General features: G+C 66.2%; 13 protein-coding genes and 4 pseudogenes. 4 read left to right on the top strand and 13 right to left on the bottom strand.

Going from position 1 to position 13,397, the window contains the following annotated elements; genetic code table 11:
• Positions 1-43: 43 nt before the first annotated feature.
• From BU28_RS23315 to BU28_RS24850, 3 genes and pseudogenes are all read left to right on the top strand, one after another.
• Positions 44-1,102: a DUF1254 domain-containing protein gene (locus tag BU28_RS23315; protein ID WP_345940153.1), complete on the top strand. Its 1,059-nt coding sequence runs from the start codon at positions 44-46 to the stop codon at positions 1,100-1,102.
• Positions 1,103-1,266: 164 nt separating this feature from the next.
• Positions 1,267-2,052, top strand: coding sequence for a hypothetical protein (locus BU28_RS0115640; protein ID WP_028720305.1), 786 nt, complete (start codon positions 1,267-1,269; stop codon positions 2,050-2,052).
• A gap of 67 nt (positions 2,053-2,119) precedes the next feature.
• A pseudogene (locus BU28_RS24850) lies at positions 2,120-2,254 on the top strand (transposase); the annotation flags it as partial.
• Between the two features lie 5 nt (positions 2,255-2,259).
• Here BU28_RS24850 and BU28_RS26430 read toward each other — a convergent pair.
• The 10 genes and pseudogenes from BU28_RS26430 to BU28_RS26130 all read right to left on the bottom strand — a co-directional run.
• Positions 2,260-2,542 (bottom strand): annotated as a pseudogene (locus BU28_RS26430) (hypothetical protein); the annotation flags it as partial.
• 207 nt (positions 2,543-2,749) lie between these two features.
• Positions 2,750-3,139 (bottom strand): type II toxin-antitoxin system VapC family toxin, encoded by a 390-nt coding sequence (locus tag BU28_RS0115635; RefSeq protein WP_028720304.1) that lies wholly within the window; start codon positions 3,137-3,139, stop codon positions 2,750-2,752.
• Positions 3,126-3,401 carry an AbrB/MazE/SpoVT family DNA-binding domain-containing protein gene (locus tag BU28_RS0115630; RefSeq protein ID WP_028720303.1) on the bottom strand — a complete coding sequence of 92 codons (276 nt, stop codon included), beginning with the start codon at positions 3,399-3,401 and terminating at the stop codon, positions 3,126-3,128. Before BU28_RS0115630 ends, BU28_RS0115635 begins: the two co-directional genes overlap by 14 nt.
• A gap of 173 nt (positions 3,402-3,574) precedes the next feature.
• Positions 3,575-4,726: a YncE family protein gene (locus BU28_RS0115625; protein ID WP_051578249.1), complete on the bottom strand. Its 1,152-nt coding sequence runs from the start codon at positions 4,724-4,726 to the stop codon at positions 3,575-3,577.
• 12 nt (positions 4,727-4,738) lie between these two features.
• On the bottom strand, positions 4,739-7,135 hold the full coding sequence (locus tag BU28_RS0115620; protein ID WP_088239190.1) for a TonB-dependent siderophore receptor: 2,397 nt from the start codon (positions 7,133-7,135) through the stop codon (positions 4,739-4,741).
• A 109-nt stretch (positions 7,136-7,244) separates the two neighbouring features.
• Positions 7,245-8,180 (bottom strand): FecR family protein, encoded by a 936-nt coding sequence (locus tag BU28_RS0115615; protein WP_081791420.1) that lies wholly within the window; start codon positions 8,178-8,180, stop codon positions 7,245-7,247.
• On the bottom strand, positions 8,177-8,671 hold the full coding sequence (locus BU28_RS0115610; protein ID WP_028720299.1) for a sigma-70 family RNA polymerase sigma factor: 495 nt from the start codon (positions 8,669-8,671) through the stop codon (positions 8,177-8,179). The genes BU28_RS0115615 and BU28_RS0115610 overlap by 4 nt, the downstream gene beginning before the upstream one ends.
• Positions 8,672-9,053: 382 nt before the next feature.
• Positions 9,054-9,194 (bottom strand): annotated as a pseudogene (locus tag BU28_RS26425) (DUF6525 family protein).
• A 70-nt stretch (positions 9,195-9,264) separates the two neighbouring features.
• Positions 9,265-9,789 (bottom strand): Lrp/AsnC family transcriptional regulator, encoded by a 525-nt coding sequence (locus BU28_RS0115605; RefSeq protein ID WP_233144990.1) that lies wholly within the window; start codon positions 9,787-9,789, stop codon positions 9,265-9,267.
• Positions 9,790-9,792: 3 nt separating this feature from the next.
• Positions 9,793-10,539 (bottom strand): response regulator, encoded by a 747-nt coding sequence (locus BU28_RS26130; protein WP_158212784.1) that lies wholly within the window; start codon positions 10,537-10,539, stop codon positions 9,793-9,795.
• A gap of 92 nt (positions 10,540-10,631) precedes the next feature.
• Between BU28_RS26130 and BU28_RS24270 the strand changes: the two genes are divergently transcribed.
• On the top strand, positions 10,632-11,045 hold the full coding sequence (locus tag BU28_RS24270) for a hypothetical protein (protein ID WP_051578246.1): 414 nt from the start codon (positions 10,632-10,634) through the stop codon (positions 11,043-11,045).
• Between the two features lie 473 nt (positions 11,046-11,518).
• Here BU28_RS24270 and BU28_RS24825 read toward each other — a convergent pair.
• The 3 genes and pseudogenes from BU28_RS24825 to BU28_RS0115585 all read right to left on the bottom strand — a co-directional run.
• Positions 11,519-11,845 (bottom strand): annotated as a pseudogene (locus tag BU28_RS24825) (transposase); the annotation flags it as partial.
• A 266-nt stretch (positions 11,846-12,111) separates the two neighbouring features.
• Positions 12,112-12,759 (bottom strand): nucleotidyl transferase AbiEii/AbiGii toxin family protein, encoded by a 648-nt coding sequence (locus BU28_RS0115590; RefSeq protein WP_081791424.1) that lies wholly within the window; start codon positions 12,757-12,759, stop codon positions 12,112-12,114.
• A 42-nt stretch (positions 12,760-12,801) separates the two neighbouring features.
• Entirely contained in the window at positions 12,802-13,065 is a 264-nt protein-coding gene (locus BU28_RS0115585; protein WP_028720295.1) for a hypothetical protein, read from the bottom strand.
• Positions 13,066-13,397: the final 332 nt, after the last annotated feature.

Here is a 13,397-nt window from a genome sequence, read left to right as displayed (position 1 = left end):
GTGTTCGGTAGCCCAGGCACTTCCGGGGCGTGGCGTTCAGGCGCTGACACATCATTCTCATCGAAAGAGGCGCCAGCTGCAACACAGCGGTATCCCGAGGCAGGCAGCAGACGCGCCAGCTGCGCTGACTGTCCTTCGGCAGAGTAAACATACTGGTAGATCGTCTCATGGCAGAGCCGGTGCGGAGACCGACCTCTACTTTGCCCGCAACGTCGAGGAAGGCGAGCTCGGCACGCTGTTCCACCGGCGCGAGCCGATGACCATCGACGCGCAGGCCGTCGTCCGCCCGAACCGCGACACACTCTACTCGACGGGGGTCTTTGACCTCGATGCCGGACCGGTGACGATTACCTTGCCCGAAGCGGAGGGCCGATTCATGGCCTTCCAGGTGATCGACCAAGACCACTACACGCCGAAGGTGGTCTATGGAGCCGGCAGCACCACGCTGACGCGGGAGGAGATCGGCACCCGCTACGTGATGGCGGGGATACGGACCCTGGTCGATCCAGAGGATCCCGAGGACGTCGCTGCCGTCCACGCTCTACAGGACGCGGTCGGAGTGTCGCAGACCGGCAGTCCCGGCAGCTTCGAGGTCCCGGACTGGGACGAGGCGAGCCAAGACCGCGTGCGCGCCGCCCTCCTGGAGCTTGCTGCGACGCTGCCCGACACGCGCAATGCCTTCGGGCCTCGCGGCGAGGTGGACCCCGTCCGCCACCTCATCGAGACCGCCGCCGCCTGGGGTGGCAACCCCGAGCGGGACGCGCTCTACCTCAACGTCGAGCCCGAGCGGAACGATGGCGAGACGGTCTACCGCCTCGTGGTGCCGGTCGACGTGCCGGTGGACGGCTTCTGGTCGATCAGCCGCTACAATGCCGAGGGCTACTACACCCCGAACGATCTCGACGCCTACTCGGTCAACAACGTCATCGCCACGCCCGGGGCGGACGGGTCGATCGCCGTGCAGTTCGGCGGCTGCGACGGGCAGGTGCCGAACTGCCTGCCCATCGATCCTGGCTGGAACTACATGGTCCGCCTGTACCGGCCCCGTGCGGAGGTCCTGGACGGACGGTGGACGTTCCCAGAGGCTCAGCCTGTGGAGTGAGCCGTGGCACCATGGGCCGTAACCGGAACATGCGGCACGCGATGGCCGCTGGCTTTGCTGCCTTCCATCGCCCGCACAAGGGACAGGCCCGGCCGGAATGGCACTGCATTGCAGGCCAGAGTGTCGTTGTCCGCCCCCACCAAACCAAGCAGAAGGGACATCGCATGCGACCCACGATCACAACCCTCTGGGCCGCCATCCTGGCTGCGGGTATTGCCGGTGCGGCATCGGCCCAGCAGTCGGCAGGCGGGGTGCAACAGGAGACTGACACCTCGGGCACCAACCCGGCGGTGCTGACCCGGACCCTGTCCCTGTCGAACGAATACCGCTTTCTGGGGGACTCGCATTACGACGCCACCCTTCTGCGCTATACCGAGCCCTTCCTGGACGGCAGGGCGGCAATCCGGCTGACCCTGCCCTTCAACGTCACCGACCTGACCGGCGACGGCGTGACCGGCTTTGGCGACATTGCTGCCAAGTTCTCCTGGATCCCCCCTGTGGACCGGCTCCAGGCCTTTGTTCTCAGCGCCGAGATCTTTGCCCCGACCGCCGACGAGGATGCCCTGGGGACAGGGAAATGGGTGGCGGCGCCGGGCCTGACCTATGCCCGTTTCGTCAGCCGCGAGGTGATCGTGGCCCCGGCACTGATCCACAACTTTTCCTTCGCGGGCGACGACGACCAGGCCGATGTCAGCCGCACGGACTTCGATTTCTATGTCGTCTATCGGCCCCATGGAAAACGCTGGTGGATCACCTCGGACATAACCATCAGTCATGACTTCGAGAGCGACAAAACGCCAGCGTCCTGGGAGCTGGCCTTTGGGCGCAACCTTGCTGGTCTGGCCGGCGGTGCCGCCATCAACGGCTACATCCGACCAGGTATCGGACTTGGCGCCGATCGACCCTATGACGCCAATATCGAAGTCGGGCTCTCGATTGTGAACTTTTGATCTGTGGCCTGCTGCCGGTTCTGTGGACACGAAGATAAGATCGTGACCAAGGAACTGGAGAGTGGATATTACGAGACGGAAGTTCAGCCGTGAGTTCAAGATCGAGGCCGTAAGGCTTGTGACGGATCGGGGTGTGGCAGTGGCGCAGGCCGCCCGCGACCTTGATGTGGCCGAGAGCGTTCTGCGCCGCTGGATGCGCGAACTGGTCCCGTCGATCCAGTTCGAGATGAAGCCCTTGTCGCGGAAACACCCGTCCGGGACGGCGCGCCGGTCAATCCGGGCAAGCTTCTCGGAAAAGCCACCTACGTGGACGGCGGCAGCTTGTCGATTTCCGATACAGGTTCAGCCCCCTGCGCCTGGACCTAGGCGCTCAGTGATGCCGGTCCTGCTGAACCTCTCACAGCAGAAGGGTCTGATTGCTCAGGGCAAGCGAACGCGCAGGGGCGATCTGCCTAGGTGTTGTGGATAGGGCCTGCGCGATGCGTTCCATCGAGGAATTCCCTGTCTGGCCTGGCGCAAAGGATGGAACAGAATCAAGCCGAGTGTCGGGAACGCGTTGATTCAGGAGAAAAGGACGCGACACGGCTGCCGGCGAGTTCACCGGCGCCAGGGGCGAGCATGGCGATCTTCCCGACATCGACCTCCCGAAGCCCGGGCCCATGTTGGCCGTCCGCCACCGGTTCTCCCGGCTGACCCGTCATGCCTCCTGAACGCGATCGATCCCAGCCGCTTGCGCCGCCTTCACGAACCTGCGGTCGAAGGTCAGGAAAGCGTCGTGCCCCGCCGCGCGGCCCAGATGCAGCGCATCGGCGAAATCCATGCCCCGCTCGGCGAGATCGAAGGCGGCAGCCACCGTCGCCGCATCCTCGATGGTGACCTGCGGCAGGCCGCCAAAGGCCCGCAAGGCCCGCGCGACATCGCTCGACTTCTGGCCGTAGGCGCTGCGCAGCACCCATTCCGTTTCCAGCACCACCGTCACCGGCACGAAGACCGGCTGCCCGTCGACGATTGCGCGCGCACGGCCCGATTGCGCGGGGTGATCGCCGGTCAGGTAGCGGACGACGATATTGGTATCAATCGCGATCATGGCGCCGGCGGGCCTCAACCAGAACCGCGGCCTCCATGTCCTCGAGCGATTTCGGCGCACCGGAGTACGGCAGCATCCCAAAGACGGCCTCGGGCCGGGTCGGGGCAAAAGCCGGGGCGCGCTTCAGCAGCACGCCCTCGGGTGTTTCCTCGACCATCAGGCGGGTTCCGGCATCCCAGTCCCGGCGCTTGCGGATCGCCTTGGGCAGGATGACCTGGCCCTTGGTCGAGATGGTGGTCATCAGGGGATCAGGCTGCGCCATGGGTCAGGCTTTCTCGGTAAGACGCATGTAAGATAATGGTCTGCGCCAAAGCGTTCAAGAGGCAGAGGGGGCAAGATGCTGCGCGTCCGCCTTTCGCGTCCTATGCCTTCTGCGCAGCAAAAAGGCCCCACGATGGGGCCTTTCCGTCCCAGCGGCGCCAAATCGGGGCGCCGTCAGTCCAGCTTGGACAGATCAAGGCGCAGCACCGAATCCACGGCGTCCTTGCGGAAATCGGGATGCTCGTCGCCATGCGGCACCTTGACGGTGACGTAAAGCAAGGTGCCGTCCTGGGTGACCTCCAGGCTGTTGGGATGCGCGGGCAGCGACAGCGTGCGCCTGACCTTCAGGTCCTTGCCGTCGATCACCACCAGCGTGCCGGTGCCTTTCTGCTGTTCGCGGCTGACGCCACGGGTCGTGACATAGATCTCGTCGCGGATGTCATTATAGGCCACGTCCAGCGTGCCGGGCCCGGCCGGGACCGTACCGATCTGCTTGCCGTCCCGGGTATCAAAAACATAGACCTGCCCGGTGTTGGCGTCGGCCGCGAACAACCGGCCGCCCTTGGCGTCCAGCGCCAGGTTGACGAAGAAATGCTTCGACCCCTCCTGCGTCGCTATCGTGGTATCGCCGGTCGAGAAACCGCCGACCCGTTCGCCCGAGGCGGCGTCATAGACCGCCACCTCGTCGACGCCGCCGCCCCCGACATAGACCCGGCCCTGGTCGCTGTCCAAGGCCAGCCCCGCCGCCCAAAGGCCGGCGTCATCGATGCGTTTGACCAACTCGCCCTTGTCGCCGTCCACGATCCACAGCACGCCCCGGTCGGTCGGGCTGGTCACATAGACCCGGTGCGTCCGGGGATCGACGGCGATCATGCGGGTGTGCTCGTACCCCTTGCCCGTCTTCTGGCCCAGCTGGATGGCGCCGATCGGCAGGCCGGTTTTCGCGTCCAGGATGCCCAGCTTGCCCTGCAGCGTATTGCCGACGTAAAGCCGCCCCGCCTCGCGGTCCATCGCCAGGGCAAAGGCGCCGTCGGGCAGCTGGATGCGGCGCTTGACGCCCAGATCGTCGCGGTCCAGCAGCCAGACATAGCCGGGGCTCGGCCCCTCGAAGCTGGGGTTTGCGGCGACATAGACCAGGCCGCGGTCGGCGTCGTCCAGGATTTCATAGGCGCCGGGGATGATGTCCTGGCGCAGCGCCGCATCGGCGTATTGAGCCGGTTGCATCACGTCCTGGGCCAGCGCGGTGCCGGCCAGCGGCAGCGCCTGGCCCAGCATCAGGGCCAGGGCGGCGGTGGACAGGCGGTGGCGCCATGGGGTCAAGGCCATGTTCTTATCCTTTCAGAAACGTGCGGTGATGGTCAGCAGGGCATTGCGCGGCGCGCCGTAATACGCGCCCGAGCCGCCGGTGTGGTAATAGCTCTTGTCCAGGACGTTGCTGACGTTCAGCTGCGCCGCCCAGTCCTCGCTGATGTCGTAGCGCAGCATGGCGTCCCAGACCGCATAGCCGCCCTGATAGACCGGGATGCTGCCGGTCGCGATCTCGGCATCGGCCCAGGTGCGGTTCTGCACGCGCACGCCGCCGCCCACCGTCCAGCGGTCCCATTGCCCCGGCAGCTTGTAGGTGGTGAAGGCCTTGAGCATGCGCGAGGGCTGTTCGGTAGCGGTGCGGCTGCCATCGGGGTTCGTGGTCTTCAGCGTCGATGCGCCGACGAACAGCTGCCAGCCGGGCGCGATCTCGCCCGACAACTCCAGCTCCAGCCCCTTGGCGGTGATGCCCTTGGCGCCGACATAGGCCTGATCCGGCGTGCCCGGCACGACATTGTTGCCGTCCTCCATCGCGACGTTGTCGCGATAGGTGCGGAAATATGCCATCGAGATCAGAATATTGTCGCCGATTTCGGCCTTGGCGCCGATCTCGGAGCTTTTGCCCTCGACCGGGTCCAGGTAGCGGCCGTAACGGTCCCTGGCATCCTGCGGATTGAAAATCGCCGTGTGGCTGGCATAAAGCGACCAGGTGTCGTTCAGGTCATAGACCAAGCCGATAAAGGGCGTGAAAGTCTCGAAATGCCGGCTGTCGGCCTTCCAGTCGGTATAGCGCCCGCCCAGCACCAGCGTCAGCGGATCGGTGATCTGGAACCGGCCCGAGCCATAGGCCGAATATTGCGTCGTGGTCACACCCCAGTCGGTCTGGCTGGTCTGATAGAAATCCGGGCGCGGCAGATGGCCGTCGAAGTCGTTGATGTTGTCAAAGATCGGCGCCTCGCCGTCAAAGCCGTAGCTGGTCGAACGCTGCCAGTTGCGCCGCCCCTGCACGCCAAAGTTCAGGTCATGGTCGCGCCCGAACAGCTGCACCGGACCCGAGACGCTGGCGTCCAGCGCCAGCTGCCGATCCTCGCTGCGGCCTTTCCAGGCGCGGGGTTCCAGCCCGGTGCCGTCGGGGTTCAGCATGCCATAGAAGAACGCCAGCAGTTCGGCATCATACATCGCCTTGACGCCGCTCAGCGAGGCCTTGCCGGTCCAGCCATTGCCGAAATCATGGTCCACCCGCGCGGTCGCCATGGTGCGGCGGCTTTTCCAATAGGTCCAGTCCACCGAGTTCGAAAAGCCGCGCGGGAAATGCGTCTGCGCGCCGTCGCTATAGACCGAGGGCCAGCCGCCCCATTCCGAGGCGCTGGGATCGTGGTCGCGGTGTTCCAGCGAAAAGCTCAGCGTGGTGCGGTCGGTCGCGTCCCAGGCCAGCGTGCCGTAATAGGTCTGCTTGCGGACGTGATAGCGGTCGCGGAAACTGTCGCTGCTGCCGACATCGGCGACAAAGCGGGCGCGCAACCGGCCGTCCCCGTCCAGCTTGCCGCCGACATCAACCACGGCGCCGACCTGGTTCCAGCTGCCATAGCGCAGCTCGACCTGGCCGGTCGTCTCGGTCGCGGTGGCCTGCTTGCGTTCGATATGCACGGCGGCCGAGGGCTCGCCGGTGCCGGTCAGCAGGCCGGTCGCGCCGCGCACCACCTCGACCCGGTCATAGGGCGCGGTCGAGGACAGCACCGAGGCGCCGGCGGCAAAGCCCGCGCCGCTGTCCAGCGACACCCCGTCGATCACATAGCTGTAGATCCACATGCCGCGCGAATAGGTGTCGTCTCGGTCGGTTTCGTAGGGGGTCGAACGGACGCCGGTGGTATAGGACAGCACCTCTTGCGTGGTCTGCAGGGCCTGGTCCTGGATGCGCTGGTTGGTGACGACGCTGACCGACTGCGGCGTCTCGCGGATGGTCAGCGGCAGGCCGGTGGCGCCGCTGGCCTCGGGGGCGACATAGCTGCCCGACCCTTCGGTGGTGCCGCCGGCGGCGGTCAGCGTCACCTGGTCCAGCGTCACCGCGCCCTCGGCCCCCGCGGCGGCGGCGGCGGGCTGCGGGGCCTGGATGCGGGCGGCATTGCCCTCGATGCTGTAGCCCAGGCCCGATCTGGCCATCAGCGCCGCCAACGCCTGGCCGCGGGTCAGCGCGCCCTGCGCCCCGGGCGAGGTCTTGCCGCGCAGCGCCGCCGGGTCAAAGAACACCTGCATGCCGCTGGCCTGCGAAAAGCGCATCAGGGCCTGCGCCAGCGGTTGCGCCGGGATGTCATAGCCGATCCGCGCCTCTTGCGCCCAAAGCGGCGGTGCCGCCAGCAGCACAGACCCCATTGCCGTGCCCATGCTTAGCGCCAGGGCGCGTCGCCAGCTTTTCTGTCCAGTTGCCGCCATGGTTCGATGTCCCTCGTGTTCTTGCGGTTCCAAGCGGCGCCGTGCAGGCGCCCTCACTGGACCTGACACCGCAGGGGGGCGGGGGTAATGAACGTGGGCGCGAAAAATGTCACGAGCCTGGTCGGCGGTCCACCAGCGTGGCGATGCCCGGCAGCGTGCGCAGCCGGATCGGCAGGCTGGCCGCAAGGTGGTGCAGCGCTGCGCCCGCGTCGGCGGTGTCGATCACCGCGCTGACCGGCAGCGCGCCCAGGCTGTCGTCGATCAGCAGGATGCGGCCATGGCGATAGCGACCAAGCGCGTCCAGCACGCGGGCCAGCGGAACCTCGTCAAAGACCAGCCGGCCGCGCTGCCAGGCGGTGACGGCGTCCAGGTCCGCCCGGCGGCCCGGCGCGATGCCGGCCCCGCCATAGGACACCTGCCAGCCCGCGCGCAGCTCGACCGGGGGGCCGTCTCCGGCCGAGACCTGGACAGCGTGTTCGGTGACGGCGACCACGACCTGGTCGTCCAGCAGGTTCACGTCAAAGCCGGTGCCCAGGGCCCGGATCTGCCCCGCGCCCGCCCGCACCACAAAGGGCCGGGCGGGATCGGCGGCGACCTGGAAATGCGCCTGCCCCCGGCGCAGGTGCAGCCGCCGCAGCCCCGCGTCCATGCGCACGTCCAGCGCCGTGTCCGGCCCCAGCTCGACCTGGCTGCCATCCGCCAGCACCAGCGAGGCGCGCTGGCCGATGCCGGTCGCATGATCGGCCCGCATCGCAAGGCGCCAGCCCAGCGGCAGCGCCAGGCCGACACCTGCCAGCCCCAGCATCGCCTGCCGGCGACCGATGCGGCCGGCCTGGCGCATGCGTTCGTATTCCGGGCGCACGATCTCGAAGCGGTTCCACAGCGCCTCGGCCCGGGCATGGGCTGCGACATGGTCGGGGTGCTGCATCCAGCGCGCAAAGGCGCGGCGGTCGGCGGCGGTGGCCGCATCGTCTTGCAGCGTGACGAGCCACTCCAGCGCCTTCAGCAGCAGGTCGTCCTGATCCTCGGCGCGGGGCGCGGTCACAGCGTCCGGTCCAGTTCGGCCAGCGCAAGCACCAGATGGGTGATGACCGTATTGCGCGACAGCCCCATGCGGACGGCAACTTCGGCATGGCTTAGCCCCTCGATCCGGCTCAGCACGAAAGCCTGGCGGCGGCGTTCGGGCAGCCGGGCGATGGCTTCCAGCAGCCGGCGCAGTTCGGTGCGATACAGTGTCACCATTTCAGGCGAGGGGGACAGGTCGGCCAGCGCCTCGATCTCGGCGCCCTCGATCTCGACGGCGGCGCGGCGGCGCAGGCCGCGCAGGTGGTTCAGCGCGATGTTACGCACCGCGCGGGTTAGGTAGGCCGCGCTGGGATTGGCCAGGGCCGCACTGCCGCCCCGGCCCAGGATATTGGCAAAGGCCTGCTGCACGACGTCCTCGGCCGCCGAACCCACCAGCCGGCGCGCGCGAAGGCACTGCCGGTCATGTTCGGCGCGGTAAAGATGCGTCAAGGGGCAGGTCTGCAATGTCATGGGCGCACGGGGCCTGTCAGGGTTCGCGCCTGTCTAGACAGGCTGCCCCCGCCGCACAATGCCCGATGTAAACAGTCGGAAATGAAAGAGCACGCTGTTGTGTCCAAGTCGCAGTCCAGGCGGGGGTCCAAAGCCCGCAAGGCGCTGCCGCAGCCTACGCGGCAGCGCTGAGTTCGCCCGGCTATGGTCTTGCCCAAGCGGATGCCGGCGTCGAACTATCCTTAATGTTGAGGAAGCTGCCGTCCAGGATCGGTTCGGCGCTGATTCAGCGTCGGCCAGTCCACCGACCCGCAACTCTCATATCGAATGGGCTCTGGGCGTCCTGGTCTGGACCTGGATGACGCCGAGGGACCCTGACAGCCTGTCCGCTGCGTATCCCGCATCAGCATCCGCGCCTCGACAGGTCGAGGCGCTTGTGGGCGGCCTCGGCATTCCCCGCCGTCTTGCGCAGGAGCTTCTGCCAAACGCGCAAGGCGGAAGCCGGGCTTCAGGGCAGTGCTGCCTGCGCCAGCCAGCGGCGCAACTCGGGCGGCAGGCGATCGTACTGTTCGATCGGGCATGGGTCTGGCGGCAAGGGGCATCCAACCTTCGGCCTAATCCGGCGACGGTCCCCGTTCAAGGAATGTGGAAAGCGCGATGTAGCTGCGCACGGATCGGACGTCTTCCAGGCTCTGGATCTCCATCAGGAAGCTTTCCAGCGCCTCGGTGTCGGCGGCGCGGACTTTGACAAGAACGCAGCCATCCCCCGCGACGGTGTGGAGTTCCTCGACTTCAGGCCTGTCGGCGAAGGTCAGCAAGTCGCGCGTGGCCGTGTAGCTGCTGGTGTCGACCACGAGGAAGGTCAGCAGCGTCCGGCCCAGCTTGCAGCCGTCCAGAACGGCGACGGTGGCCTTGATGACGCCATCGCGTTTCAGGCGCTTCACCCGGTCATGCACGGCGGGCGCGGAGAGATGCACGATCCTGCTCAGTTCGGCGTAGCTGCGCGAGGCATCCTCGGCCAGCGCGCCTAATATCCTTCGGTCGATCGCGTCCAGTTCGGCCGGATGGTGACGCAGCTGCCGAACCACATCTGTTTCTTTGTCCAAGGCCGCCATTCCGGATTTATCTCCGAACATCATGTCTTATCTGGGCGTCGTAGCCGAACATCGTTCGGGTTGAAACATCGCAGTCGGAGACCTCCCCCATGCCAGTCGCATTGTTCGCGCTGGCGATCGGCGCATTCGGTATCGGCCTGACGGAATTCGTCGTCGCCGGCATCCTGCCGCAGATCGCCAGGGATTTCGGCGTCGATCCAATCCGGCACCAGCGCATCCGAACCAAAGAACCGCAGCGAGACCGCGCGCAGTCGCTGGCCGCGATAGGTCATGTCGCTGATGCGCGGCACGCCGGGTTCCAAGCCCGCCTCGTCGCCGGGCGGTGTCGAAGCTGAGCTCGCCAAGCCGGATCAGCGGTGCCTCGATGCCGCCGACGCGACGAGCCAGCGCGCGGATGCGGGCCTCGAACTCGGCCAGCTCAAAGGGTTCGGCCAGATAGTCGTCGGCGCCCAGGTCCAGCCCGCGCACCCGGTCCTGCAAGCCCCCGCGGGCCGTCAGGATCAGCACCCCCACCGGCTTGCCGGAGCCGCGCAGGTGGCGCAGGAAATCCAGCCCGTCGTCATTGCCCAGGTTCAGGTCCAGCACCACCAGGTCGTAGTCCGCGACCGCCGCGAGATCGAAGGCATCGGACAGCGAGGCGGCGCGATCCACGGCATGGCCCAACCCCTCCAGCGAGTGCCGGATGCCCGCGGCAATGCCGGGATTGTCCTCGACGATCAGGCTGCGCATCGCTTTCCCCCCATGCCGCGCGAGCTGCGATTCTTTATCAGCCATGAAAGCTTGATGAAAGAAACCCCGTGCTATCGGGAAGTTGGAGGAGGACGGCATCGCGGCAAGATCGCGAGCGCCGGCCGTGGAGGAATACCGTGGATCGCAGGACATTCATTGCCGCCATCGCTGCCGGGGTCATCGCCCCGGCCTGCGCCCATGCGGCCGAACCGATCGAATGGGTCGTGCCCTTTCAAGAGGGCGGCGGCACCGATGTCTGGGCGCGGTTCATGGCAGGCTGGCTGCCCAAGACCATGCCCGAGCGGCCCGAGGTGCGGCTGTTGAACGTCTCGGGCGGCAATTCGACCCGCGCCGCGAATTTCTTTGCCGCCGAGGCGCGGTCTGACGACCGCATGTTGCTGGGCACCACCGGATCGACGCAATTCGCGGCGCTGCTGGACGACCGGCGGGTGCAATACGACTATGCCGACTGGCACATCGTCGCGGCGCAGCCATCAGGCGGGGTGGTCTATGTCCCGCCTCGCTGGGCGTCGGCAGCATGGCCGAGTTGATCGCGCGCGGGCAGACGGTGCATTTCGGCTCGATCGGGGCGGCGTCGCTGGACATCGTGCCGCTGCTGGCGCTGGAGATGCTGGGGCTGGATGTGGCGGTGCTGCTGGGCCTGAACAGCCGCAATGCCGCCCGCGCGGGTCTGGTCGGCGGCGAATTCGATGTCGATTACCAGACCTCTCCGGGCTATCTGGCGCAGGTCCGGCCCTTGGCCGAGGTGGGCCAGGTGGTGCCGCTGATGAGCCTTGGCGCGATGGACCGCCACGGCAAGCTGGCGCGCGACCCGGCCTTTCCGGCGCTGCCCAGCTTTCCCGAGGTCTATCGCCAGGTCCACGGCCGCGGCCCCCAGGGCGCTGAATGGCAGGCATGGCAGGCGCTGTTCCGTGCCGGTTTCGCCGCGCAGAAGATGGTCTTCCTGCCCCGCAGCGTGCCCGATGCGCGCGCCGATGTGTTTCGCGCCGCCTTTGCCCAGATGGCCGCCGATCCAGGCCTCCTGGATCACGGCCACCAGCGCCTGTTCCGAAGTCTTGCGCGCCTCGAGGAAGCCCGGGAAGCAACTGCCCTGCCGCAGCTTCGGCACCCGCAGGTTCAGCGTGCCCAAACGGGTATCGAGAGCGCGCTCTCAATACCCGTTCCGCCAGGTGGTCTGCTCGCCGCTGCGTTCATGCCGACCGGCGCCGATGATGCCTTCCACATCGGTCTCCATGATCAGCTGCAGCACCGCCTCGGCGATGCCGCGCAGAAAGTCGCCCTGATCGTGCTTGGCCAGAAGCTCGGACAGGTCCATGTTCGTCCTGGTCATCGGGGTCTCAGTATGGTCCGTGGTTGAAGTCGCCAAACTCCACCTCGATCCTACACCTCGATGGCCACCCAGGCGCACACCGCCAGCGGCGATGAAATTACACCAGCTCCTCGGACGCTAACGCCGCCACCGACGATACCGAGGAGAGCGTAACCGAAGCGCTGCGCGATCTGGCCCGCTGGCTCCATCGCCAGTTCAGGCCGAATACGAGCACCTGACCTCGGACGAGACCATCGAGGAGGCGATCATCGCGAACGAATACACCTTCACGGAAGGAGGGCGGCGCTTCGGGTGATGGCAGTGGCCAGGATCTCTTTCGTGATCATCTGCGCACGGCTTTGAAGTGGCTGAAATCCCTCTGCCACCAACAACTTCGCGGTGACCGCTTCAAAGAGCCTTGCACTCATCTTCTCGCTCACCTGAAGCGCCTCCTGACAGGCGGCGGGAAATTTGGAACATGCGTCGATGACGTAGTCGGCACCCATTTCCTGAGCAACGGCGGCAATGTCGAACATGTCCCTGGGCTGTAGGTGGGTGCCTCGGAAGACCACCTTCTTCGCGAGAATCTCGGCTGGCGTCTCGAGTTTGACGCTGCGTCCGCGGATTTCGGAAGCGACAAACGGCTCTTCGGTGACCGGGTCGCAGCAGATGAAGTCGATCTCCCCCACGCCGTCAAACACGATCTTCAACGCCCGCGTGCCATCCGTCTCGTAATCGCTCGGTGTAAGCGCCAGATCGTATCCTTGCGTCTCGGGATTCAGGTAGGGCAGGTACTGGGCATCGTCTATGAAGAGGTCGATGTCGTGGCTTTCGCGATGCTTGATCTGGAGCATGAGAGCCGTCCCGCCCCCGAAGCTCCAGTTGTTCATGCCGATACCCTGGCCGTTGGCCTGGTCAATGGTCGCCATTGCCATGTCGAAAAGCTCTGGCCAGCGGCTTGGGTGCGGGGCGTTCATTCAGATCGCGAGCGGAAGCTTGTATCCGGCAAGATCAGAGAACTTCCTTGCAACCTGCGCCACGGCGTCCCTGCTGACGCCCATCTCGTCGATGAACGACTGCTGCAGCTTGGGCGACACTTCGGACAGGAAGGCGAACACGCTGCAATCGCAGGCCTCGGCGCTGTTGATGTCGGCGATCTTCTCGGCCAGCTGCGCAGGCGTCACCAGCACCCCGTAGGGGGCGCTGACCGTCGACATTACCTTTGCAGCGACCGAGGCCATGGCGTCATCTCTGTGCGGAAACTGTCCCTGCAATGTAGTCGATGGCGCTTTCCAAAGCAACAAAGTCCCGATCGCGCATGTTCACCTACCCTGAGAGGATGCGGCCCTCAAGATCGACATAGCTGAACAGCGATCCACTCGCCCCGTCTGTCCCGCGCATCTTCATCACCCCGTCCACCTGCGCAGGGTGAATCATGTTCTACGCGGCGGGTTGAGCGCCGACTATTTCAGCGACCTGCTAGCTGTTTGATCCCACGGTTTGATGGTGCGGTCCTTTCTTGGGAATGGAAGGAGGCATTCTGGGCCAAGTTCGTCACGGGAGCGCCAAGACC

The sequence above is a fragment of the Paracoccus yeei ATCC BAA-599 genome (assembly GCF_000622145.1).
GTDB classification, from domain to species: Bacteria; Pseudomonadota; Alphaproteobacteria; order Rhodobacterales; family Rhodobacteraceae; genus Paracoccus; species Paracoccus yeei.
Note: the sequence above shows the minus strand (reverse complement) of the source record. Positions and strands in the feature narration are given on the sequence as shown.

What these genes read in the sequence shown, in the direction of transcription:
- BU28_RS0115620 (WP_088239190.1), bottom strand. Translation starts at nt 7,135, where the DNA reads ATGGCGGCAACTGGACAGAAAAGCTGGCGACGCGCCCTGGCGCTAAGC.
- BU28_RS0115590 (WP_081791424.1), bottom strand. Translation starts at nt 12,759, where the DNA reads ATGGCAATGGCGACCATTGACCAGGCCAACGGCCAGGGTATCGGCATG.
- BU28_RS0115640 (WP_028720305.1), top strand. Translation starts at nt 1,267, where the DNA reads ATGCGACCCACGATCACAACCCTCTGGGCCGCCATCCTGGCTGCGGGT.
- BU28_RS26130 (WP_158212784.1), bottom strand. Translation starts at nt 10,539, where the DNA reads ATGGCTGATAAAGAATCGCAGCTCGCGCGGCATGGGGGGAAAGCGATG.
- BU28_RS0115630 (WP_028720303.1), bottom strand. Translation starts at nt 3,401, where the DNA reads ATGGCGCAGCCTGATCCCCTGATGACCACCATCTCGACCAAGGGCCAG.
- BU28_RS0115610 (WP_028720299.1), bottom strand. Translation starts at nt 8,671, where the DNA reads ATGACATTGCAGACCTGCCCCTTGACGCATCTTTACCGCGCCGAACAT.
- BU28_RS0115605 (WP_233144990.1), bottom strand. Translation starts at nt 9,789, where the DNA reads ATGATGTTCGGAGATAAATCCGGAATGGCGGCCTTGGACAAAGAAACA.
- BU28_RS0115625 (WP_051578249.1), bottom strand. Translation starts at nt 4,726, where the DNA reads ATGGCCTTGACCCCATGGCGCCACCGCCTGTCCACCGCCGCCCTGGCC.
- BU28_RS0115585 (WP_028720295.1), bottom strand. Translation starts at nt 13,065, where the DNA reads ATGGCCTCGGTCGCTGCAAAGGTAATGTCGACGGTCAGCGCCCCCTAC.
- BU28_RS0115635 (WP_028720304.1), bottom strand. Translation starts at nt 3,139, where the DNA reads ATGATCGCGATTGATACCAATATCGTCGTCCGCTACCTGACCGGCGAT.